This window comes from Bacillus sp. PK3-067, from assembly GCF_056738645.1.
The window spans coordinates 1996919-2017967 of record NZ_CP096490.1; the positions used below are offsets into that span (position 1 = coordinate 1996919).

Here is a 21049-nt window from a genome sequence, read left to right on the forward strand (position 1 = left end):
TGCAAACAAGCATGTCATGATAACATTTAACAAAAGGGGGTAGAAGTAGATGAGTGTTGACATTATTTCTAAAGAAGAAATCACAAAATTATTAAACGACTGGTATCAAGCTATGATTTCACAACGTGTATTACAGTCTCAGAAAATAAAAGAAGATATTGCAAATAAAATCAATAATATTAAGGAAGACCAAACAATATTAGTCTACTACGCTTTATTGAATGCACGGTATAAACTGCTAATTCGGGATATGGATAGTACAAAAGATATTCTGGACAAAATCGAGCCTTTACCAGAGTCTACAGAAACATTTTTAGAGTACTATCATCATTTATTTAAAGCAATTTACGCTATTAATAAAGCAAACCATAGTGAAGCAAGAATGCAATTTGAAAAAGCTGAAACGTTTTTAGAGTACATGCATGATGAAATTGAAAAAGCTGAATTTAATTATTGGCTTGCAGTCCATTACTATCACGTATTAAAACCGATCCTAGCAGTTCAATTTGCTACAAAGGCGAATGAAGTATTTTCAATTAGTCCAGGGTATGAATTAAAAACTGCAGCATGCTTAAATACTTTAGGAATGGCACACATTCGACTAAATGAATTCGAAAGTGCAGAGGAATATTTACTTTCAGCACTAGGTACCTTCCAAAAATCTAATGATGAACTTCTTATTAAACGAGTTAAGCATAATTTAGGACTTTTATACGCAAGTCAAAACATGCCAGAGTTAGCAATTAAACACTTAGAGGATTCATTAGAAAATAACGCTAAAACTATGTTTCTTTTAGCAAGAGAACATTTTAAGTTAGGTTATAGTCATATCGCTAATGAATATATTGAGAATGGCTATAAGATTAGCGACTTATGTTATCGTCATCATTTCCGAATTTTAAAAGCAGTACATAACTATGTACCGCAAGAAGAATTAGAAAATGTGGTTATAGAAGGTATTTCGTATTTTGAAAAAGAAGAATTATATGATTGGGTAAAAGAATATGCTTCTCTTTTAGGTGAAATATTCTATGGTTCAGAAAATCACAGAAAAGCAAGCAAGTATTTGCACATCGCTTTAGATGCAGACAAAAAGAGCATAGAAAGAAGGGCGCTAAAATGAAAAAAGCAATCTTATTAATGATGATGTTATCCGCTGTTTTTACTTTTGGTCTTACTAATGCAAAAGACATACCACAAAACGAAGCAATTGAAGTGTTTATGGATCATGGAGAACATATTTAAAACCTAAGGAAGAGGGCGCTTATAGTGTCCTCTTTTTAATATCTATTATTTATATGATGAGGTTGCAGGTACGTCTTTTGGTTATTGTTTGATAAACGTAAGATGTTTCTAAAAATGTGTATACAAAGGTTTATTTTTGTACTGTATATGTTCACGTACTATATAAAAAAGTATGAAAATCTATAAAAATAATTATTTCAATAAAATTTGTTTTAGATATTAAAAAGTGCCGAAACCCTTGTGGTATAAGGGGTTTGGCACTTTTGTGTTTTTTATATTTTATCAAATAAACAACCCTAAAACTGCTCATTCTTCTCCCAAGATTCAACGATATAGTATGAAAAACCTTATTATATCAAGGTTTATAAGTGTTGGTTTCCCTTGATGCTCACATTTTGCTCACATTAAATCTTTTCATTTTTTATCAGGTGTTTTCATTAGATTTTATTATGCTCTCGAAGTTTTCAGCTGCTTGTTGCTGCATGTTCTGTGTGATATGACTATATTTGTCTAAAGTCATTTGAATAGATGAGTGTCCTAAGCGATCTTGTACGATTTTAGGGTGTTCTCCAGCCTGAAGCATGAGTGTAGCGTGAGTATGTCGTAAGTCATGTATACGAATTCGGGGAACACCAGCTTTTTTATAGTGATCATTCAAAAAGCGATGGGGAGCATCTATATGTAAGGGCGAATGTATCGTATTGCCGGTGAAAATAAACGCCTCTTCATTTAAGTGTATACCCCAACGGAAAAATTCTTTCTTTTTATAGGAGTAGTAGGATTGTAACTTTCCTATAACAAAAGAAGAGATACTAATACTTCTATTTGAGGACTTAGTTTTTGTAGCAGCTTTAAATAGTCCTTTTTCTGTTTTTACAAGTGATTTATTAACCAGGATACGTTTATTATCAAAGTCAATATCTTTCCATGTTAGTGCAAGTAATTCTCCGCGTCTCATACCTGTATAGATTGCGAGTAAGAAGAACATATGGTACTTGGTATTTTTTTCTTTTAAATAATGGAGGAATCGATTACATTCTTCGCTAGACCATGTTTTCATCTCACCTTGCTCTTCACGTGGTTTTTTTACTTTATTCATTATATTATCATGTACGATCTCCCATTCTACTGCATGTTTGAATATGCATCTGAAGCAGCGATGGATATTGCTGATTGTACCATTTGACAGGCCTTTTTCTTTAAGTTCAGCATAGTAGCTTTGAAGCATTACAGGTTTAATACTTTTAATTTTTTTATAACCAAAAGGGGGAAGGATATAGAGTCTAATTAAGCTCATGTCTTTTTCATAAGATGTAATTTTTAATTCAGCTTTTCTAAGAGGTTTTAGTTTTTCCCATACATCTAAAACAGTTAATTGTTTGTCATCAAAATATATGCCTTTCTCTATCTCCGTAATCATAGTTGCAGCGGCATGTTGAGCTTCTTTTTTAGTTCTAAATCCACTTTTACTTTTTTGTTTTCTTTTTCCTGTCATTGGATCAATACCAATGTCAATTGTAAATGACCATTTTTCTCCACGTTTGTGAAAGTACCCTTTCATAAATAAAATCCTCCATATAGTTACTGAATTATTGTGGCATGTTGAGAGATTGTGTGATGGAGTTTACTAGCAAGTAATTGGTTTTCATAGTGCAGAAGCCTTCTTTTAGCGAACTCAAGTGTGACATTAAACGTTTCGGCAATAAATAAGGTTTCTAAATGGGCAACAGGGAATCTCCTTAGCATAAAAGTAGGAATACAAAACTGTAGTGCAAAATTGTTTGCTTTAGCTTCTTGATAGTTTATAAACATTTTAGGCATAGATAGTTGGTTGCCAGAGTGTAAAAGTATATGGCAAAGTTCATGAGAGAAATCTTCCCAATGCTCGCGTTCTGTTTTTCGGCTATCAATTACTAAGCTAGCAACTCCATTTCTTTCAATGGCATGACTTCCAAATGGAGCAAAATAAATCCAAATATTTAATTTTTTCGCAATCTCAATCATATCAATCTGTTCAGGAACAAAAATAGATAAGGATTGGTACAAGTGCTGGATATAGTCTTCGATTTGTGTAGTGTAATAGGGCTGCGTTTGAAACATGATTTTCACTCCGTTTAAATTATAAAATAAGAACATTTGTTCTTATTTTATAATAAAAGAGGGGAAAATTAAAGTTTTATTTTTATATATGGATCTACGTATGTTAAGTTGTATAAGATTGCTAATTTATATCTTGCCAGGAATTAAATGTTAAGATACGGTAATAAATGAAAGGAATTTACGGCAAAGAGGGTTGAGAGTAGTTGGAAATGAAAACAACAGTAACACAAAAAAAAATTTTAGAACATTTCAATTTATCTAGAGATACTTTGATTGCTATGGAAAAAGAAGGATTACCTTTTTATAAAATTAGCGCTCGTGATAAAGAGTATGAGATAGAGAAAGTAGCAGAGTGGTTAAAAATTATTAGAAAAGACATTGATTCAATGGTAATAGGTAAAATATACGATAATAGTGAAATCGCTAAACGATTTAAATGTGGAAACATGGGTGGAATGAGACGATCAAATAAGACAAATACATTAGTGTTATTTTCTGATCATACAAAGGGTATTTATGATGATCGTTGGGATAAAGATATATTATTTTACACTGGAATGGGGCAAGAAGGGCACCAAACACTAGATGGAAACCAAAACAAAACATTGTACGAATCCAATGAAAATGGTGTAGATGTATACTTGTTTGAGGCATTTCAGCCTGGTGAACATATATTTATGGGGCAAGTTAGACTTGTAGATGAACCTTTTCAAGAGATACAAGAAGATAAGAAAGGCCAAGATAGAAGAGTATGGATTTTTCCAATTTGTTTAATAAGAGATGGTGTAATACTTCCCCAAAATATAGTTCTAAGTAAACAGGTGAAAGAAAGTAAGGAAGCGAGAAAATTAGATTATAGGAAATTGAAGGAGAGAGCTAAGAAAGCTACACCTAGTAGTAATAAACGATATACAAAAACTGAAACTTATCAGCGAAATGAATTTGTAGCGGAATTTTCCAAAAGGCGTGCAAATGGTATATGTGAGTTATGTGAGCAACAAGCACCATTTGAGGATAAGAAAGGGAACCCTTATCTTGAATCTCATCACGTAGATTGGTTGTCTGAAGGAGGAGAGGACACAATATATAATACTGTAGGAGTATGTGCAAACTGTCATCGACGTTTACATGTTTTAAATGATAAAGATGATGTTTCAAAATTAAAATATAAGTTGAAACAATATAAGTTGGAAGAAGAGAAAATAAATAAAAATGAGACAAAATAAGGAAGCGATTAACTGTGAAGAAAAAAGTATCTGTTGTTGCTGCTGTTATTATGAATGAAAAAACTGAAGTATTGTGTGCATTACGATCCGCTACAATGTCTTTACCAAATTTTTGGGAGTTTCCAGGTGGAAAGATAAATGAAGGCGAAGCCCCTAAAGAGGCATTAATACGTGAGATTAAAGAAGAGTTGGATTGCACCATCACAGTAGGGCAGAAAATAGAAGAACTTGAACATGAGTATGAGAATATTATTGTACATTTAACTACATATAAGACTAAGATAGAGTTAGGTACGCCTAAGGCTTTGGAACATGCAAAACTAAGATGGATTAGCGTTGACAAACTATTAGATCTTGAGTGGGCGCCAGCTGATGTATCAACTGTAGATAAGGTAGTGAAAATATTTTGCTTTCCCAAATGATTACTTACAGTAAAGGAACAAAAGTTAATAGTGTAACTCCTTGTAGTGTTTGCTACCAATTGTGTAGAAAGATTTAAGGAATTTTAAATTGCATCTGATGCTTTTAATATTAAAATAGAATGAAAAGTAAAAAAGCTAGCATTGCTAGCTTTTTTTATAATTTATTTTTTTATTATTAGAGAGCTCATTATTTACAATATCCCTAGTTAATTTGGCTAATATAATATTGTTCAGCTGATCTTCTCTAGGTATGAGAATTTGTCGTAAATCATCATCATTTTGAAATAACTTACCATAAGAACTTTTGACTTGATTAGTATATATATCGCTATAAACTCTAGACTTAGTAATAAGCTCTTTAATGTAATTTTTATGAAATGCATAAATTTCTTCGATATGAAATAATTTAGCTTGATTTTTATATTGTTCTACTAACTGTTTTGGAAGTGCTGTGAAATCTAGTTTGATTTTAAAATCATCAGATCCACCAGTAATAGCACTAAAATAATCATTTGTCTCTTTTTTAGTTTTTTTCTTTATAATAACTTCACGTTTAAATGAAACTTTTCCTTCAAACTCATCTATATAAGGATTTATATAATTATTCAAGTCAACTTTAGTTGAGCCTTTAAAGTCTGAATTACAAACTTTACAACAAGGGATTAAGTTATAAATTGATATTGCTAAGAAAGGGTATTCGGATTTACAAAAAAAATGATCCAATACAGGTCTTGTTCTGCCAGTATCGTTTAAATATGTAAAAATAAATTGGCTATTACAGTATGGACAAACTGATATGTTTATGTTTTGAACAAAAGTATATGCCCACCACAAAGATGAATCTTTAACATTTCTATCTGTAAAACGATCATATTCTTTAACAAAAATTCCCTCTAATGTTTTATGAATTGCCTTTTTTCTTTTTGCTTGTAATTTTGGTTGCTCTTCTTTAAGAATAGTAGAGGTTATTTTAGTAGTAACTTTCTCCCTAAGTTTGTCTAGCTGAAGTGGATCACCAACTACAAGTGTATCGAAATTTTTTAAAAGAAATGCCAGGATTTCTTTTAAATCTGCATCATTACAATGCTCAATTGATCTAACTAGTATTGAATACAATGGAATTCTATTTTTACTTGCTGCAGATTCCGTTCCTTTACAATATGCTAAATGTTTTTGAAGAATAGAATCATTTAATTCAATTTTTATCATCTTTTAACATCCTTAATTCATCAATTTGTTGTTGTAATCTTTCTATTTTTTCATTAATACTTAAAACGTCTAACTTTATTTTATCTTCAAAAAGTTCTATAAGTTTTCTTTTTACAATAGGTTCGCCAATTATATCAATTTGTTTTCTAATACGAGAACTGTTTTTTCTTACTTTTTCAGGAGAAGAATCTATTATTTCATCTACTAGATTGTTAATTTTATTCTGAGCGAATTTACCAACTAATCCATCATGTATAAAGAAAGAATTAGTTAATAAATCGTGAATATTAGCAGCAAAAGTTAATTGATTACCCTCTAAGTTTTTTACAGTACATATATTATTACCAGTATCTTTTTTTAAGAAAATAACATTGTTACTAGGCAAATCAGATAAGATAAAGGGGGAATGCGTTGTTAATATTATTTGAATACTTTTATCTTTATACATATAAGAAATAATATCCATAAAAGTATAAAGCCAATCTTTTTGCCATTGAGGGTGAAAGTATAAATCTCCCTCATCAATAAGAATTAAAGAATTATTTTTTAATTGCTCTTCTATAGAGTTGAATCTACTAAATAAGCTTAAAAATGCATATTCACCACTACTCAGTTGAGACCAATGCATCTCTATTTTAGGAAGGGGATTGTTACAATTCTCATATAAATTGAGTAGTTGAGGGATATTAGGATCGTTTGATTTTACATAAAATTCATTTTTATTACGCGTGATTATTTTCCAGGAGGACAAGATAGTTATAAATTCCTTAATTTCCCCATGATAACTATCTAATTCCTTAAGGAAATTATGAATAGTTGAATAATCTAGTTTATTCTTCTTTTTATTTTTTAAAGTATTCTGTATAGATTTTCGAAATGAGAGATAGGAACTTTTGAAAATATCAGCTTTGGAATCTAAAGTTTTTAGTCCGGTTATTATATCCGGTTTAATTTCCTGAATTACCTTCTTTTGCAAATTATAAGGGGATTTTTCAAGTCGGCTTAATATATTTGCATAGAAAGAAGTATAGGTATTTGCATATAAAATAGACAAAAAATCAAGACGATTATTATAAAAATTTGTTTCATCACTAACGTTTAAAAGGGTATCAGAAAGAATAGGTCTCGTAGGAAAATAAAAGCGGTTCATTTTAATTTGTATTTCTTTAGGTATATTTATTTTTTCGTTCATTTTTAAATCATGTTCAAATTTCTTAGTAAACATAATTTGATTATAAATTTCTGTTTTTAAATAGGACCTATTCTGAGCTAATTTATTTGTCGATATATCAAAAGTACGTATTGTTTTTTTATTATTATTTAAATCAGCCTTCATATCGTATACATTTGAGAAAAAAATAGCTTGAAATGGAGATTCTGTAATATTGAGATAGTTAAAACAAGCATCTTTAAACAGAATAGTTGATTGTTTATTTATAGCATTTTTTTCGTATATTAGTTCATCTTGTATATGAAAATCAAAATAATAATTATCTTGATTTTTATATGTGATAAAAAAATCAAAATCGATAGTATGTCTTTCTTCAATTAAGTTCATGATTGATTCTAATATTGTTGATTTACCTGTCCCATTTTCCCCAACAATGCCAGTTACAGAATTTATTTTACAGTTTGTATTTAAAAAATTTTTGGTATAAAAAAAATCTTTGATAAAGGCAGGATTTCTTTCTAATGTTAAATTTTCATCCTTTATGTCAAATGAAAATTCTCCTCCAAAATTTAAGGAGATGTTCTCTAAATATTTTTTTTGGTTAATCCATAAGTATAGTATTTGCATAGTAATCTCCATTTCTCTCGTATTTTAATAAGGCCATTATAGATTAGTTTTTTAAACTTCCTTGTTGGTAACTGGTTAGTTGTGAGGTTAAAAATGTATTAATAAAGATTTATATATTGATAAAATAAGCGAATGATAAAACAAATACACGCATATAAGCGTGTTATTGTCAAAAAATATTAATTTTTTTTATGTTTCTCATTCTGCATTATGAATGTCCAAAAACGTTTTAATTCTTCACGTTTTTCAGGAGAAGCATCTTTAATGTCTTTAAACCATAGATTTAGCTCAGGATCTTCAAATGTAAATTCTTCTGTGCGTACTTCATGGTTATTTTTTCTTCCAAGGAGGAAATCAGTTGTTACTTCAAAATAGCTAGCGATATTGTTAAGAGTATCATAATCTGGTTGGCGTTCATTTCTTTCGTACATGCCAATAGTACTCTCACTAAGTTTTAATGTTAGAGCTAATTCTTTTTGGGTTATTTTTTTTTCTTTTCTTAGATCACGAAGTATATTACCAAATGTTTTCATATTATCACCTGCCCATATAATAACACATTGTGTGTTATCTAATTAAGTTTTCATATATAAACAACACAAAAAGTGTTGACAACACGTTTTGTGTTGTTTATATTAAAGATAAATCGCACGAATTGTGTTTTTTTGAAGGAGGACAAATATGGAAAGGAAAATAGCGGCAGAAAATCTTCTTAATTTACGAAATGGAAAAACTAGAGAAGAAGTTGCAGAGGAAATAGGGATTAGTGTAAGTACCTTACAGATGTATGAAAATGCAAAAAGAATTCCAAGAGATAGTATTAAAGTAAAATTGGCTAATTTTTATGGTGTTACAGTTCAATCTATTTTTTTTGATTATCAACAACACGAAGTGTGTTGTTCTGCGAGATGTAATAAGGAGGTAAATTATGATTAATTTCGATATTGACTCATTTCGTCAAATAATCCGAGAAGAAGTACAAAAAGCAACAGAACATCTGCAGCCAATGAAAGAGTTACCACCATTTTTAACTATTTCGGAATTAATGGAACTGTTACATATTAAACGCACTAAAGCATCTGAGTTATTAAACCGTTCTGATTTTCCAGTATGTCGCGAAGCAGGAGTTCTTATTCCTACACATCTTCTTTTTAAGTGGATGGAAAACCACACTGAATGGGTAGAAAACAATACAGAGTATTACAATCCATTTAAAGAATCCGTCTAATAATAAATTACCATAGTAAGTTGTCACAAATAAATATTGCTTTAGGTACGAATGGGGGAAGTAAACGATGTCCATAGGAAAAGAAGTTGCTATGGCACGCAAACGAAAGGGAATCACCCAAGAGCAACTCTCCTTAGAAATCCCCGTGAGTCGTGAGTCACTAGCAAAATATGAAACTGAACAACGACGGTTACCAGAAGATTTACGAAAATGTATTACTGAAGGAATTGATGATCCGCAGTTGTTTTTTAAAATGTGGAGTGAAGCAGCAGGATATGTAAGTATCCCGTTCTTTAATGGAGAGCAAATAGATCTTCATCCTACAAGTATGAGATATATGGTTTATCAAGAGACAAATGAAGCTTTGGGACAACTCGATACGGTATGTTGGTTTAAACCTTCACAAACTTGGTCCGAAAGTGAGAAAGAGGATTTGAAAAAGGTAATGCATGAAATCTTGGATGCTACAGGTTCAATGATGAGCCTTGTAGCGGTCCTCTGTGATCAATATGGTATTTCAATGAAAGAAGTCTTTAAGTACTGGAAAGTATCATTACGAGCTAGGAAGTATATAAAAGCTTAATTTAATTATTTTATTGGGGAGGTTTAAGTTATGACAATTGATTATGCAAGTCCAACTTTAAATCAATATAAAACGCTAATTCGTAAGGAAGCAAATTTATATGGTGATATTAGAATTGCAGCAGTTTGTGGAGACTATATGAAAGCTAGGGGCCTAAAACAAGAGAAGAAATTAATGGAGATAAGAATTCGAATTATAGAAGCAGCATTTGTTTTGAAAAACAAAAAGAAAAAAGGAAAGGCCACCGCGTAGCCTGCGATAGCCAATCATGACAATAGATAAATTATAGCATATAACAATTTAGTGCGACAAGCTGTTGTGCTTGTCGTTATGACCAGAAAGATTTGTTAACTCTAACCGCTTAATATACATTACATTCTGGTCATAACGATGCGTACAGTATCAAATTATTAAAAATGGGGAGCAAATTATGAAAGTAGAATGTAATCGTCTGTTCGACTTAGTTCTACCAGGTGATTTTGCTTTTGCAAATGAATTACATAACTGCATGGTGACATGTATTCATAACATGTTCAATGCTGGTTCATTAGATGAAGCAAATCATTGGGAGAGGGAATTAAATAGATGCGCAAAAGAATTCAAGAGCCTTCGTAATGAAAAAGAGGATCACGATGTATTAAAGAGTTATCGTGTAGTTGTTAAAAACCTTCAAGGGCAGGGAATCAATGCATCAGTAGTTAGTCGAAGAAAATAAAAAATCTATCACTTGGCAGAGTGATAGATTTTTAGACTCTTATAGAGAGTCTTTCTAAAAATAGAATTGGATTAAGTATATCAAAGCAAATCAAGTAAAACAATGGAGGATGAATAATATGGCAGTTTATAGACCTGTTCAAGTTTCATATTGGCAAGATGCTTTTGTTTTAGATCTTACACCGGAGGAAAAATACTTCTACTTATATTTAATGACTAATAGCAAAACTTCTCAGAGTGGTATCTATGAGCTTCCACTAAGAGTGATAGAAATGGATACAGGGTATAACCGTGAAACAGTTGAGAAGCTGCTAGAGCGGTTTTCTGATTACGGGAAAATTCATTACAACAAAAAAACGAAAGAAATTATGTTGATTAATTGGCTTAAATTCAATGCTATTACAAATATGAATATTGAAAAGTGCGTGTTAAAAGAAATCCAGAATATTAAGTGTGAAGATTTTTTAATTGATTTTTATGAGACATGTTTAGAGTTAGAACAGCAGCAAGATTTTAAAATCCCTCGTATTAAGGAATACTTCCAAGCTCGTTTTGAGTGGCTTATAAGGGGCTTCGAAGACCCTATGAAGGAAAAAGAAGAAACAAAAACAGAAACAAAAGAAAAAGAAGAAACAAAAACAAAAGAAGAAGCAGCAAGCTGCTCAAGTGATAAAAAAGTTGCAGAAGAAAATCCAATAGCATTTTATGAGCAAAACTTTGGAGTTCTTAAACCATTTGTGGCTGAGGGTATTAATGCATGGATTGAAGATTTGAATGCACAGCTTGTTATCAAAGCAATGAAAATAGCTTTAGAAAAGAATGCACCTAATATGTCTTATGTACAAGGTATTTTAAGAGATTGGCATGCTAAGGGGTATAAGAGTATTACTGATGTTGAAGCTGCACAAACTCAATTCCGTAAGAAATACCAGTCTCGTGGTGGGAGAAGTAATACTAGAAAAGAAATCGTCCCTGATTGGTTACATACACAAGATACAGAAGTGCAATCTCAGCCTGTAAAGCACGATGAAATGGATTTAGAGGGTGAACGTAAACGTTTAGAACAAGTATTAGCTAAATATCGAAAAGAGGCTTAAGTCAAATGGAAGCAGATTATATTATGCTAGAACAATTTAATCATAGGTGGAGCTATCAGCAGATTAATGATTTTCGAGAGATGTGGAAAGCGGGTATTTCTGTAGAGAACATTTCGAAAGTATTTAAACGGAAACCCCAGGAAGTGATTTTACTAGTCTATGATCAAGCCGAAAAACGGAAAGTATCTCCAAGAAGTACGGGTTTGGAGGGATTGTAATGCCTGAACAACTAACGATATTTGATGTTGAACCAGTTACTGTATTTGATATTAAAAAGGCCAATGTCAGGAGGGTGAATTCTAAAGTTCGCTTTACAGATATCATTGTCCAAATACCAAGTAAAGCAAAGGCGATTGATGAACTTCCCAAAAAAACGGAACCAGATGATTATTATGAGTTGTTTGAAGAATATACACTTGGAATTTGGAGGTATAAACGTGTTGAGGATAAGGAATTTGATTGGGAAAGAGCTGAAGAACTATGTAAATATGCCCGTGATATAAAAGAGCCAATCCCTATCCGTTTGCATTTATCTGTAGAACAATTATTTAAACCAGAATATGTTCTTAAGTATTTGTAGATATGTCCAATTAAAATATGAAAAGTCGAGAGTTGCTCCCGGCTAAGAAATTACTAAGCTAACATGATTATAACAAAGGGAGGAACTCTATATGAGATTGAAAGAAGTAAAGGTAAATTCCGAAAGTTTAAAGATAGAAATCGATATAATGAAATATAATAATGTTTTTGCTATTATTGTTTGTGATGGTAAAGCAAAATTAACTGAATTACCAAGTCATGGTGAGACGAAGATTGTTACTCATCAAGGAAAAGTAAAACGAGTGAAGTTTGATGAGGGGGAAGAGTTTTGAATGAAATAAATAATTCAAATGTGTGTATTTTAGAAGAAGCAAAGAAGCAAGTTAATATTTTAAGGGATAAAATAAATGTGAAAAAAATCCAGGATCTAGTTACAAATTTTAATATGCAAAAAGAAACGGGGTGCGTATCGTCTGAGGAACATAAGTTTACAAGTTTAAAAGGTGCCCCAGGAATTTACGTGTTTTATATATCTTTTAAAGATGAACAGGAATTTGAAAATTTCAAAAAAGAGTGGGCCCATTTTAAAGATAATAATGATAAAAGGAATAATAATATTCCTAATATTAATAAAACAAATATGGAATGTTTAAAACTTTTTGATGATAGCAAAAAAAATAGATGTGTTATGTACTTGGGAAAAGCAGAGAAGAGTATTGGAAGTCGCTTAAAGCAACACATAATAAAGTGTACCGAAAGTACGTATGCTTTAAAATTATATGATTTTCCACACTTGAAAAATTATGATATATCATATGATTATTACTTTTTTAATAAGAAGTTGGATTTAGATGAGCTTACGATCAAAATTCTACTAACCGTATTTGAAAAAAAGCTTCATAATCAAATGAAGCCGATTATAGGTACTCGTAGGTAAGTTCTACCAGATAACTGGAGGACACCAATCAAAAATCAGCATCATAGCTGTGTGATTGGTGTCCTTTTTATTTTACCCAGAAAGAGGGATTTTAATGGATGAGTTAATTAAAGAATATAATTTGTCTTTAAATAAAGTTAAAATAGCGAAAGAAAGTGCAAGTGAAGAGGAACAGAAGATTTTAGTAGATATGATTTCGGATTTGGAATTTGCGCTGATTTGGATGCGTACAGGGAGAAAAGAAAATAATAGACGAGGCGTTGAAAGACGGGCAGTTTATCAACGTGAGAGGGCATTTGATCCGTTATTAATGCAACGTTATTTTCGTAGTACGGATGATAATGTTTATGAATGGGACAATCATTTACAAGAACATACAATTGGTGAGTGGGAAAAGATTCAATTAGAGGATGCGCTCTCTGTATTAACTGAGCGTGAAAAGGAAGTGTACTTAATGTCTAGAGGATACTGCTTGTCTTACAGTGAGATTGCTAATTATTTGATAATTAGTCGTAGTACGGTTCAGACAATGGTTGAGCGGGCAGAAAAAAAGATTATAAGGAAAACTAATGAGAGTCTTTTTTGTTTGAACATTTAAAAGACTTATGGATACATGATTATGAAAAGAAAAAGCGACTATTGTCATTCCTATAAGCTGACCGATAGTATAATATTAAAATATTGAGAAAAAGAAGTGATAATTAAAACATTTATGTTACTACTTTATAAAGTTGAGTGAAGTAATTTTAGGTGGGGGAAGATAAAGTGGAACTTTTGTACGTATGGATTGATAATTTTCAAGAAGGATTGATAGAAGAGCAAGGATTTAATTTTGATAATCGTTTTAAGTATCATTTGAAATACAACGAGGGTAATGGAAAATTTGAATTAAGTATAAAACCAAATCATAATTACTTGGAGGATTTTTTTCAACCTGAAAATCATAATTTAGAACAACTAGCAACTATTAAGAATGTAACTGCGATTGTAGGGCAAAATGGGGCTGGTAAATCAAGTATAGTTGACTTTTTAAAAGATAATTTTGGAGCAGATAGTCTAAGGGAGTATGAGGATGGGAGCGAGAGGTATCTTTATATCTTACGTGAGTATAAAAATTCAAGAATGGAACACTATATATGTTTTTCTAAAGAAATGAAGATTGATATTAAAGTAGATAACGAAACAAGCTATTTTTATGAAATAAGAATTGGTAGTGGTCTCCCTCGTAATTTAAAAGATACAACTTTAATTTATTTTTCAAATGTATTTGATAATAAAGAGGAATATTCGAATGAATCAATGGTAAATATCTCAACGAATCATTTGGCGAGTAATTTTTATAATTACCAATCTAATTATATTGAAGGAGAAGGGCCCAGTTTTAAATTCCAGGAGGTAAAAAGACAGATCCGTTTTATTCAAGCAGTAAAAAGTGAGTTGAAACAATTTGAATTGCCATTTAATGTGCCAAACCAAATTGATTTAATTTTTACGGGTATAGAATCTACTAGGAGAAGTATGATTTCAGAAGGGAAAAATATAATAGATTGTATTAGGGAGCTTGGATCGGATATAAGGAGAAAAATATTCCAGCTACCTGTGGATGAGGAAGAGCGAAAGATTATAATAGGATTTACTAGATGTATCCTCAATCATTTAGTTCGAGAATTAAGTGATTTGAAATTTAGAAGGGCTATAGAATTTCCATTTAGGCTTTTTAGAGATGAAAGTGATGAAAGTAATAAGAACGATTTTATTAGACTTGTTAGAGGGATAAGGAGATTTTCAAGAGTGATTAGAAAAAGAAATGAGGGGGGGAATGAATTAGCTGACATGCTAAAAGGTTTAACCATATTTATGCTGATGTTTTATAGGTCTTACCGTTTTAGAGTAGAGGGCATTAAAAGGGCGAAATATAAACTCTCTTTTACACTTGAAGAGTTAAATGGAGGGGAATTAGAAGAGTTTATAGATTTATATGAAAATTGTTATTTAAATCATGAGTTTATTAATTTCTCATGGAGAAACCTTAGTAGTGGGCAGCAAGCTTTAATAAATATTTATTCACGGTTTTATTTTGTTTCTAATAGATGGGAACTGACTGAAAATCCTAAGAATGATTTATTAATTTTTATTGATGAGGGAGAGGTATACTTACATCCTCATTGGCAAGGGAAGCTCCTAAATAGTTTGATTGAATATTTTCCAGTTGTATTTGGGAATAGAAGTGAGGGAGAACAAAGAAATATTCAATTAATACTTACATCGAATTCTCCTTTTATACTTTCTGATCTCCCAAGTACAAATATTATATTTTTAAAGAAAGAAGGGGAGAAAACTGTAGTGATAGGTGGTTTAGATGAATATAATCAAACCTTTGCGGCAAATATTCACTCTTTACTAGCACATTCTTTTTTTATGGAAGATGGCGTTACAGGTGCTTTTGCCAAAAGGAAAATTAATGAAATAGTTCATCTTCTTGTTAAAGGGGATATAAATAGAATTTTGCAAAATGAGCAAAAAATTGAGAGAACTATTAATTTAATCGGGGAACCGGTAATTCGTAACAAGTTGTCTCAAATGTTAAGAAATCGACTTTCTACTAGAATTATAAATGTAAATAATGAAATTGAACACCTGAAATCCCGTTTAGAAGAGTTGGAGATGTGGAAAAATGATACAAATAAAACGAGATAATTTACATATACTTGCTGAAAGTCATTATAAGGAATTCTTTGAAAAAAGGGGATTTTTGAAAGAGTTAAAAGAGCTTAAAGAGAAAGAAACAAATGTTTTGCAAAAGAAATTTTTCACGTATTTATATAGCAACATTAAAGATATAATCATGGGAAACCCAAAATGTTTAAACCGGATTTTAGAAAGTATAAAGAATAGTAATAAATTTATTATGTACCTAATTTCACAGCTCAATACCCTAGGAGCCAAGTTAAATAATCGAACAAAAAAACAAGAGAATTTAATAAAAGAAAAAGAAAATTTAATAAGGGAAAAAGCATTGCCAACTCAGTTATTAGAAATTGAAATAAAAATCCAAAAAGTGGAGAGTGAGTTACAACTTATTAAGCATTATATTGAGGAAGGAAAAAAACTTAATAACAAAATCGAGAAAATTTTTAACTATCCTGATTTTCGCAGACAGTATGGTAAGGATAGAAAAGAAAACAAGAATAAATGGGGAGCTTATGAATTAGTAAAAAAATTAAAAATAGAAGTTTGTCCTTATTGTAATAGACAATTTATTAGTATCGCTGAACCAGTAATTGGTGAGAAGGGTAAAACAAGGCCTGAATTAGACCACTTTTATAGTCAAGCTCGGTATCCTTTTTTTGCGGTTTCTTTTTTTAATCTTATTCCATGCTGTCATGTTTGTAATGCGAATCTAAAAGGTAGCAAAGAAATTGATATTGAAACCCTTTTACATCCATATGAAGAGGGGTTTGGTGACTTAGTTGAGTTCACAGTTAAGTTTAATGAGGAGGAAGATGAGATAGACTATGTTAATGCTTGGCTTTACAATCCTCAAATGTTTTCGATTGATTTTAAACTAAACGAGATTGAAAGACAAAAATATAGTCGTTCTGAGCTTAGATCTTTGCTTTATAAAATCAATAATAATAAGAGAACATTTAAATTAAAGTCTTTATATAATGTTCATACAGATTATGTTGGTGAAATAATAGCAAAATCAATTGAATATAATGATGACAGAATTGAGTCCATGTGTAAAGATTTTCCAGAGTTATTCCCAACAAAAGAGGATGCGGTAAGGTTAATATATTCTAACTATGTTGAGACGGAAAAAATAGATAAAAGAGTGTTAGCGAAATTAACTAGAGATATTACTAAAGAGTTTGGAATCAACTATACATAATAATAAAAGTCCCTAAGTATAAGGGACTTTTATTATTAAAACGCATTATTTAATAATAATCGTAGTTCATCCTTACTTAACCATGGCCTTTTCCTATGCAGCATCCTATGACAATTAGCACATACCATTACAATATCCTCTACTTTGGTTACAGAGCCCTCTTTAAGCTCTGAGACAGGTACAGTGTGATGCCCTTCAATGAAATCTTTTCCTAATGCCCCGTATGCCTTATAAAAATCAAAACCACAAACTTCACAAAACAGCTTTCCACCATGTAGTTGTTTAAATCGCTCCTTAGCCAATTTAATCACTTTGCTGTTACGTTCGTAAGATAGATGTGCCTTAAGGATTTGTCTGCCTTCAAAAAATCCTTCTTCGCCGTCTATTAAATCAGAATTACTATTAGTATCGTAATCTCTTAGCCCCCATAAACCATTTCCTTTACCATTTACAGCATAAAATAAATCTTGCTCACCTTTGTAAATATCACATTCACTTGAATGTTGATAAATGGTTTTTCTAATTCTTGCAGCTATAGACTGTTCGTGTTGATATCTACTCAAGTCAATTTTATTACGCTCCATAACCTTTGTTTTAATTTGATTCAGTGTTCCAGTACCTTCTAGTTCAGTTAATATTGCTATAATTTCATCTAACCATAAATTCCTGTTGGACATACAAATACCTCCTAATAAAACGTGTGTACCTATTTTTATTTTAATCTTTTACATTTATATATTCATATTTTATTGCAATGGAAGTAAATGGTTATATATAATTATAGAAGAGTTTACCAATGAAAAGTAACTGGGGGATTCAAAAAATGAATCAAACTATTTTAGAGAAAGTCCTAAAATTTCGGGACGATAGGAACTGGAAGCAGTTCCACAATCCTAAAGATTTAGCTATCTCTCTTTCTTTAGAGGCGAGTGAGTTGTTGGAGAATTTTCAGTGGAAAAGCAGTGAGGAAGCTGTAGAAACAAAAATAGAAGACATGAAAGATGAGTTGGCAGATGTACTCATTTATTCAATGCTGTTAGCAGATCAATTGGATATTGATTTAGAAGAGATTATTTTAAACAAAATAGAAAAAAACAATAAAAAATATCCAGTAGAGAAATCTCGAGACTCTAAAAAGAAATATAATGAAATTTAAAAAAGGTGGAATTAAATATGTTATATCTTTTTACTGCAAGTAATGATAGTGCTATAAAAAATTTGGAAGCTACTATTGAAAACCCATATCCTATTTCTACATGTTTAGCAGATTTAGATGTCGATACAGTAACTAAACTTAAAGATAATGGATTAAATGAGAATGTATGTATGTGGGGAGCAACTCCTGGTTCTTCAAATGTTGATAGATGGGGAAAGTTAAAAGAGGGTGACAGGATTTTAGCATATTCTAAAGGGGAATTTAAGTTTTACGGGACGATTTTTGCTAAGACTCATAACCCAGCTGTAGCTAGAAAAATTTGGAGAACCAACGATAACGGTGAAACGTGGGAATACATCTATTTTATTAAGGATCTAAAACCTGTAAACATTAAAGCAATAGAATTCGCAGCTTTCTTTGGCTACAAATTGAACCATAAACCACAAGGATTTACTAATATTGATTCAACAAAATTAGAAATTAAATTAGCGAAATATAAATCTATTGATAATATTATTAAAGTGTTGAATGAGAGTTTTATTCTTTCTGAGGATGAGCAAGAGGAAGATATGTATCAGGCTAATATTGATTCGGATTATAGTAATGTAAAGGTTGCAGAAGAGGGTAAACCAGAAAAACGAAAAATCCTGAAAATGGAAACTGGTAAAGAAGTATGGCCACGTGATTCCCAAAAAGCTAAGCAGGCTATTAAACAGGCGGAATTTAAATGTGAAATAGATGACACACATGAAACATTTGTATCGAAAGCCAGCCGAGAAAATTATATGGAGGCCCATCATCTAATACCGTTAAGAATGCAACATGATTTTGAAAATAGTTTAGATGTTGTTGGAAATATAGTTAGTATATGTCCGAACTGTCATAGGTTGATTCATTTTGGAAGAGCCAAAGATAAGAAAAAAGTTTTAGAACTTCTCTTTGAACAAAGAAAAGGTTTTTTGAAGAAGTTTGGTATTGAAGTATCTCTCAAAGAGCTCTTTGGATATTATGGAATTCTAAAATAAGGATATCCATAGCTATAAGTGAAGGTAGAATGTTTCATACTTAAACATAGGTATTATTGTGATGGGAATTTAAATTTTGTCTTTTGAAAGTATCAATAATTTGTATTATTTTTATAGGGTTATATATTTTTCCTTTGCTCTGCTGTATAGCAGAGCTCTTTTTTGTCGTACAAAAGCCACCTATATATGTAGGGTGAAACTTCACATACCGTATATATTTTATTAATTAATAAGGACATTGTTGTAGTGGTGTTTTAAATCTTTATATATTATTTTTATGATTTATTTGTTAAAATATTCTTCTGTTACATTTTTAATAGAAGGAATGATTGCTTTGAAAAAAATAAAGATGATTATTGGTCTTACAGGTATTTTATCTGTAATAACAATACCTACAGTAGCAATTGCAGTAGCGAAGGATGTATCTAAATTAGAAGAGGTTATAAAAGAAACAACGAAGTTAGGAATGAGTTTAGTCATAGGGTTAATCGCTATTTCAATAGCTTGTATAGCACTTCTTTCTAAAAGAAAAAGAAATTTAGATAAACAGTATTATTTAGATTATTTGATTCTAATGATGGGAATGTTAGTGCTCTTTTTTCTAGTTTTTCTTTTTGGATATATTCCGATAAAAACTAACTTTGCAATTGCTACAATTATCATGTATTTTGTAATAACTTTTGGTTTAATAGTATTAGCAGTTGCAGATACATATAAAGTCATAAAGAAAACTTTGGAATAAAAACCGTCTAAATTAATAGATGGTTTTTATTTTTGGTGAAAATTAATAAAACAAACACAACTTAATTTAGCTATTGTAAGTACAGTGTAGTTATCAATTTAGAGAGTTACCCTGTTAAACGTTTCACAAAAAATATTGATATTTTGTTATAATGAATTATAAATATTAATAAGCAGGGTGGATATAATGAGATACGAGATTTTTTCAAGTAGATTAAGAAAACAGCAAGAGGGAATTTCTGATGTATATATTTATGATAAAGTCCCGGAAAAATTAAGGATCCAAGTAATTCACATTTGGCATGAGGCGATTGGTGCACGTAATACAGAGGTATGGAGGAGAATCGATAAAGTACTTTCAAAAGAATTGGGTTTATTTAGTTTAGTAGATGAGGAATATAGTCTCGATTTGAGAGAAGGTTGTGAAAATTTTTTAATGTCATGTGATGATATTCATGCCTTGGATATAATAGAATTATCTTTTTTTATTTTGAGTCAATTCTATCTAATATATGAACCAGTTAGCTATAGGTTTAACCATGAGATAGATGAAAGTTTTGAAGATGCAATTAATGAATTGAATTATAGGTTTAAGGATAATGGAGTAGGTTATGAATTTATTAATAATGCCCTTATTCGAATTGATCAAACTCACATGCATCAAGAAGTTATAAAACCAGCCATCTCCTTATTATTGGAAGAAGGATTCGAAGGTGCTATGGAAGAATTTTTGAATGCACATAGATATTATCGTACAGGTAATTATAAAAGTGCTTTAGTAGAAGCGTTAAAGTCTTTTGAAAGTACTATGAAAACAATCTGTGATAAAAAAGGATATGTATATAATAGAGATAGTGATGCGGCCCAAAGATTAATTACAGTTCTATTAGAAAATAATTTAATTCCTCAGTACTTGCAGACTCATTTTTCTGGTTTAAGAAGTACGTTAGGAGCTGGATTGCCTACAGTAAGAAATAGACAAGCTGGCCACGGACAAGGTTCTGAATCTTTAATAGTTGAACCATACTTTGTTGAGTATGCCCTTAATTTAGCTGCAACTAATATCGTGCTTCTTGTTAAGGCTTATAAAGGATAAATACATATATCGAAATTAAAGTAGCGAATTCGCTGCTTTT

General features: G+C 30.9%; 27 protein-coding genes. 21 read left to right on the forward strand and 6 right to left on the reverse strand.

Translation table 11 applies throughout. The annotated features are described in order from the left end of the window. The first annotated feature begins 49 nt into the window (after positions 1-49). Entirely contained in the window at positions 50-1123 is a 1074-nt protein-coding gene (locus M1D73_RS10400; protein ID WP_000109855.1) for a response regulator aspartate phosphatase, read from the forward strand. Then, on the forward strand, positions 1120-1245 hold the full coding sequence (locus tag M1D73_RS10405) for an aspartate phosphatase (RefSeq protein WP_000709201.1): 126 nt from the start codon (positions 1120-1122) through the stop codon (positions 1243-1245). Before M1D73_RS10400 ends, M1D73_RS10405 begins: the two co-directional genes overlap by 4 nt. A 424-nt stretch (positions 1246-1669) precedes the next feature. Here the strand turns inward: M1D73_RS10405 and M1D73_RS10410 are convergent, their stop codons facing one another. Continuing rightward, positions 1670-2806 carry a site-specific integrase gene (locus M1D73_RS10410; protein WP_243340833.1) on the reverse strand — a complete coding sequence of 379 codons (1137 nt, stop codon included), beginning with the start codon at positions 2804-2806 and terminating at the stop codon, positions 1670-1672. Between the two features lie 20 nt (positions 2807-2826). Then, on the reverse strand, positions 2827-3345 hold the full coding sequence (locus M1D73_RS10415; protein WP_098877957.1) for an ImmA/IrrE family metallo-endopeptidase: 519 nt from the start codon (positions 3343-3345) through the stop codon (positions 2827-2829). A 209-nt stretch (positions 3346-3554) separates the two neighbouring features. On the opposite strand from M1D73_RS10415, the gene M1D73_RS10420 reads away from it, so the two are divergent. Together M1D73_RS10420 and M1D73_RS10425 are read left to right on the forward strand one after the other, a co-directional pair. After that, positions 3555-4571 (forward strand): HNH endonuclease, encoded by a 1017-nt coding sequence (locus M1D73_RS10420; RefSeq protein ID WP_098877967.1) that lies wholly within the window; start codon positions 3555-3557, stop codon positions 4569-4571. A gap of 14 nt (positions 4572-4585) precedes the next feature. After that, the gene (locus M1D73_RS10425; protein ID WP_098877956.1) at positions 4586-4993 is read left to right on the forward strand and encodes a (deoxy)nucleoside triphosphate pyrophosphohydrolase; all 408 of its coding nucleotides are present in this window, start codon (positions 4586-4588) and stop codon (positions 4991-4993) included. A gap of 144 nt (positions 4994-5137) precedes the next feature. Here M1D73_RS10425 and M1D73_RS10430 read toward each other — a convergent pair whose 3' ends face one another. The 3 genes from M1D73_RS10430 to M1D73_RS10440 form a co-directional block, all read right to left on the reverse strand. After that, complete coding sequence (locus M1D73_RS10430) at positions 5138-6202, reverse strand: hypothetical protein (RefSeq protein WP_098877955.1); 1065 nt, start codon at positions 6200-6202, stop codon at positions 5138-5140. Next, a complete protein-coding gene (locus tag M1D73_RS10435) occupies positions 6189-8000 on the reverse strand; it encodes an AAA family ATPase (RefSeq protein ID WP_243340831.1) in 1812 nt (603 codons plus the stop codon). The genes M1D73_RS10430 and M1D73_RS10435 overlap by 14 nt, the downstream gene beginning before the upstream one ends. A 179-nt stretch (positions 8001-8179) precedes the next feature. Beyond that, the gene (locus M1D73_RS10440) at positions 8180-8533 is read right to left on the reverse strand and encodes a helix-turn-helix domain-containing protein (RefSeq protein WP_098877953.1); all 354 of its coding nucleotides are present in this window, start codon (positions 8531-8533) and stop codon (positions 8180-8182) included. 148 nt (positions 8534-8681) lie between these two features. Between M1D73_RS10440 and M1D73_RS10445 the strand changes: the two genes are divergently transcribed. The 13 genes from M1D73_RS10445 to M1D73_RS10505 all read left to right on the forward strand — a co-directional run bounded on the left by M1D73_RS10445 (position 8682) and on the right by M1D73_RS10505 (position 16991). After that, positions 8682-8936, forward strand: a complete 255-nt coding sequence (locus M1D73_RS10445; RefSeq protein WP_098877952.1) for a helix-turn-helix transcriptional regulator — start codon at positions 8682-8684, stop codon at positions 8934-8936. After that, positions 8929-9228 (forward strand): helix-turn-helix domain-containing protein, encoded by a 300-nt coding sequence (locus M1D73_RS10450; RefSeq protein ID WP_243340829.1) that lies wholly within the window; start codon positions 8929-8931, stop codon positions 9226-9228. Before M1D73_RS10445 ends, M1D73_RS10450 begins: the two co-directional genes overlap by 8 nt. Before the next feature lie 67 nt (positions 9229-9295). Beyond that, positions 9296-9811: a helix-turn-helix domain-containing protein gene (locus M1D73_RS10455; protein WP_243340828.1), complete on the forward strand. Its 516-nt coding sequence runs from the start codon at positions 9296-9298 to the stop codon at positions 9809-9811. 30 nt (positions 9812-9841) lie between these two features. After that, positions 9842-10063: an RNA polymerase subunit sigma gene (locus M1D73_RS10460; protein WP_481158018.1), complete on the forward strand. Its 222-nt coding sequence runs from the start codon at positions 9842-9844 to the stop codon at positions 10061-10063. Between the two features lie 178 nt (positions 10064-10241). Continuing rightward, entirely contained in the window at positions 10242-10526 is a 285-nt protein-coding gene (locus M1D73_RS10465) for a hypothetical protein (protein WP_243340826.1), read from the forward strand. Between the two features lie 118 nt (positions 10527-10644). Next, entirely contained in the window at positions 10645-11622 is a 978-nt protein-coding gene (locus M1D73_RS10470; protein ID WP_243340824.1) for a DnaD domain-containing protein, read from the forward strand. 5 nt (positions 11623-11627) lie between these two features. After that, positions 11628-11840, forward strand: coding sequence for a hypothetical protein (locus M1D73_RS10475; RefSeq protein ID WP_243340821.1), 213 nt, complete (start codon positions 11628-11630; stop codon positions 11838-11840). Beyond that, positions 11840-12202, forward strand: a complete 363-nt coding sequence (locus tag M1D73_RS10480) for a cell division protein SepF (RefSeq protein WP_243340819.1) — start codon at positions 11840-11842, stop codon at positions 12200-12202. Before M1D73_RS10475 ends, M1D73_RS10480 begins: the two co-directional genes overlap by 1 nt. Positions 12203-12293: 91 nt before the next feature. Beyond that, positions 12294-12494: an XtrA/YqaO family protein gene (locus M1D73_RS10485; protein ID WP_243340817.1), complete on the forward strand. Its 201-nt coding sequence runs from the start codon at positions 12294-12296 to the stop codon at positions 12492-12494. Next, positions 12491-13099, forward strand: coding sequence for a hypothetical protein (locus tag M1D73_RS10490; protein WP_243340816.1), 609 nt, complete (start codon positions 12491-12493; stop codon positions 13097-13099). Before M1D73_RS10485 ends, M1D73_RS10490 begins: the two co-directional genes overlap by 4 nt. 94 nt (positions 13100-13193) lie before the next feature. Beyond that, the gene (locus M1D73_RS10495) at positions 13194-13697 is read left to right on the forward strand and encodes a sigma-70 family RNA polymerase sigma factor (protein WP_087875273.1); all 504 of its coding nucleotides are present in this window, start codon (positions 13194-13196) and stop codon (positions 13695-13697) included. A 167-nt stretch (positions 13698-13864) separates the two neighbouring features. After that, on the forward strand, positions 13865-15796 hold the full coding sequence (locus M1D73_RS10500) for an AAA family ATPase (protein WP_243340814.1): 1932 nt from the start codon (positions 13865-13867) through the stop codon (positions 15794-15796). Then, positions 15774-16991 (forward strand): hypothetical protein, encoded by a 1218-nt coding sequence (locus M1D73_RS10505; protein ID WP_232487519.1) that lies wholly within the window; start codon positions 15774-15776, stop codon positions 16989-16991. Before M1D73_RS10500 ends, M1D73_RS10505 begins: the two co-directional genes overlap by 23 nt. A 35-nt stretch (positions 16992-17026) precedes the next feature. Here M1D73_RS10505 and M1D73_RS10510 read toward each other — a convergent pair whose 3' ends face one another. Beyond that, positions 17027-17668, reverse strand: a complete 642-nt coding sequence (locus tag M1D73_RS10510; protein WP_243340812.1) for an HNH endonuclease — start codon at positions 17666-17668, stop codon at positions 17027-17029. A 146-nt stretch (positions 17669-17814) separates the two neighbouring features. Between M1D73_RS10510 and M1D73_RS10515 the strand changes: the two genes are divergently transcribed. The 4 genes from M1D73_RS10515 to M1D73_RS10530 all read left to right on the forward strand — a co-directional run bounded on the left by M1D73_RS10515 (position 17815) and on the right by M1D73_RS10530 (position 21009). Further along, a complete protein-coding gene (locus M1D73_RS10515; RefSeq protein ID WP_162841973.1) occupies positions 17815-18147 on the forward strand; it encodes a nucleotide pyrophosphohydrolase in 333 nt (110 codons plus the stop codon). A gap of 17 nt (positions 18148-18164) precedes the next feature. Continuing rightward, positions 18165-19172 (forward strand): HNH endonuclease, encoded by a 1008-nt coding sequence (locus M1D73_RS10520; RefSeq protein ID WP_232487520.1) that lies wholly within the window; start codon positions 18165-18167, stop codon positions 19170-19172. 334 nt (positions 19173-19506) lie between these two features. Next, positions 19507-19914: a hypothetical protein gene (locus M1D73_RS10525; protein ID WP_153043752.1), complete on the forward strand. Its 408-nt coding sequence runs from the start codon at positions 19507-19509 to the stop codon at positions 19912-19914. Positions 19915-20100: 186 nt separating this feature from the next. Beyond that, positions 20101-21009 carry an STM4504/CBY_0614 family protein gene (locus M1D73_RS10530; RefSeq protein ID WP_087875278.1) on the forward strand — a complete coding sequence of 303 codons (909 nt, stop codon included), beginning with the start codon at positions 20101-20103 and terminating at the stop codon, positions 21007-21009. The last annotated feature ends 40 nt before the right edge of the window (positions 21010-21049 follow it).

Excerpts from the sequence above, each read along its gene's own strand:
- M1D73_RS10400 (WP_000109855.1), top strand. The coding sequence starts at position 50 with ATGAGTGTTGACATTATTTCTAAAGAAGAAATCACAAAATTATTAAAC.
- M1D73_RS10405 (WP_000709201.1), top strand. The coding sequence starts at position 1,120 with ATGAAAAAAGCAATCTTATTAATGATGATGTTATCCGCTGTTTTTACT.
- M1D73_RS10410 (WP_243340833.1), bottom strand. The coding sequence starts at position 2,806 with ATGAAAGGGTACTTTCACAAACGTGGAGAAAAATGGTCATTTACAATT.
- M1D73_RS10415 (WP_098877957.1), bottom strand. The coding sequence starts at position 3,345 with ATGTTTCAAACGCAGCCCTATTACACTACACAAATCGAAGACTATATC.
- M1D73_RS10420 (WP_098877967.1), top strand. The coding sequence starts at position 3,555 with ATGAAAACAACAGTAACACAAAAAAAAATTTTAGAACATTTCAATTTA.
- M1D73_RS10430 (WP_098877955.1), bottom strand. The coding sequence starts at position 6,202 with ATGATAAAAATTGAATTAAATGATTCTATTCTTCAAAAACATTTAGCA.
- M1D73_RS10435 (WP_243340831.1), bottom strand. The coding sequence starts at position 8,000 with ATGCAAATACTATACTTATGGATTAACCAAAAAAAATATTTAGAGAAC.
- M1D73_RS10440 (WP_098877953.1), bottom strand. The coding sequence starts at position 8,533 with ATGAAAACATTTGGTAATATACTTCGTGATCTAAGAAAAGAAAAAAAA.
- M1D73_RS10445 (WP_098877952.1), top strand. The coding sequence starts at position 8,682 with ATGGAAAGGAAAATAGCGGCAGAAAATCTTCTTAATTTACGAAATGGA.
- M1D73_RS10450 (WP_243340829.1), top strand. The coding sequence starts at position 8,929 with ATGATTAATTTCGATATTGACTCATTTCGTCAAATAATCCGAGAAGAA.
- M1D73_RS10455 (WP_243340828.1), top strand. The coding sequence starts at position 9,296 with ATGTCCATAGGAAAAGAAGTTGCTATGGCACGCAAACGAAAGGGAATC.
- M1D73_RS10460 (WP_481158018.1), top strand. The coding sequence starts at position 9,842 with ATGACAATTGATTATGCAAGTCCAACTTTAAATCAATATAAAACGCTA.
- M1D73_RS10465 (WP_243340826.1), top strand. The coding sequence starts at position 10,242 with ATGAAAGTAGAATGTAATCGTCTGTTCGACTTAGTTCTACCAGGTGAT.
- M1D73_RS10470 (WP_243340824.1), top strand. The coding sequence starts at position 10,645 with ATGGCAGTTTATAGACCTGTTCAAGTTTCATATTGGCAAGATGCTTTT.
- M1D73_RS10475 (WP_243340821.1), top strand. The coding sequence starts at position 11,628 with ATGGAAGCAGATTATATTATGCTAGAACAATTTAATCATAGGTGGAGC.
- M1D73_RS10480 (WP_243340819.1), top strand. The coding sequence starts at position 11,840 with ATGCCTGAACAACTAACGATATTTGATGTTGAACCAGTTACTGTATTT.
- M1D73_RS10485 (WP_243340817.1), top strand. The coding sequence starts at position 12,294 with ATGAGATTGAAAGAAGTAAAGGTAAATTCCGAAAGTTTAAAGATAGAA.
- M1D73_RS10495 (WP_087875273.1), top strand. The coding sequence starts at position 13,194 with ATGGATGAGTTAATTAAAGAATATAATTTGTCTTTAAATAAAGTTAAA.
- M1D73_RS10505 (WP_232487519.1), top strand. The coding sequence starts at position 15,774 with ATGATACAAATAAAACGAGATAATTTACATATACTTGCTGAAAGTCAT.
- M1D73_RS10510 (WP_243340812.1), bottom strand. The coding sequence starts at position 17,668 with ATGTCCAACAGGAATTTATGGTTAGATGAAATTATAGCAATATTAACT.
- M1D73_RS10515 (WP_162841973.1), top strand. The coding sequence starts at position 17,815 with ATGAATCAAACTATTTTAGAGAAAGTCCTAAAATTTCGGGACGATAGG.
- M1D73_RS10520 (WP_232487520.1), top strand. The coding sequence starts at position 18,165 with ATGTTATATCTTTTTACTGCAAGTAATGATAGTGCTATAAAAAATTTG.
- M1D73_RS10530 (WP_087875278.1), top strand. The coding sequence starts at position 20,101 with ATGAGATACGAGATTTTTTCAAGTAGATTAAGAAAACAGCAAGAGGGA.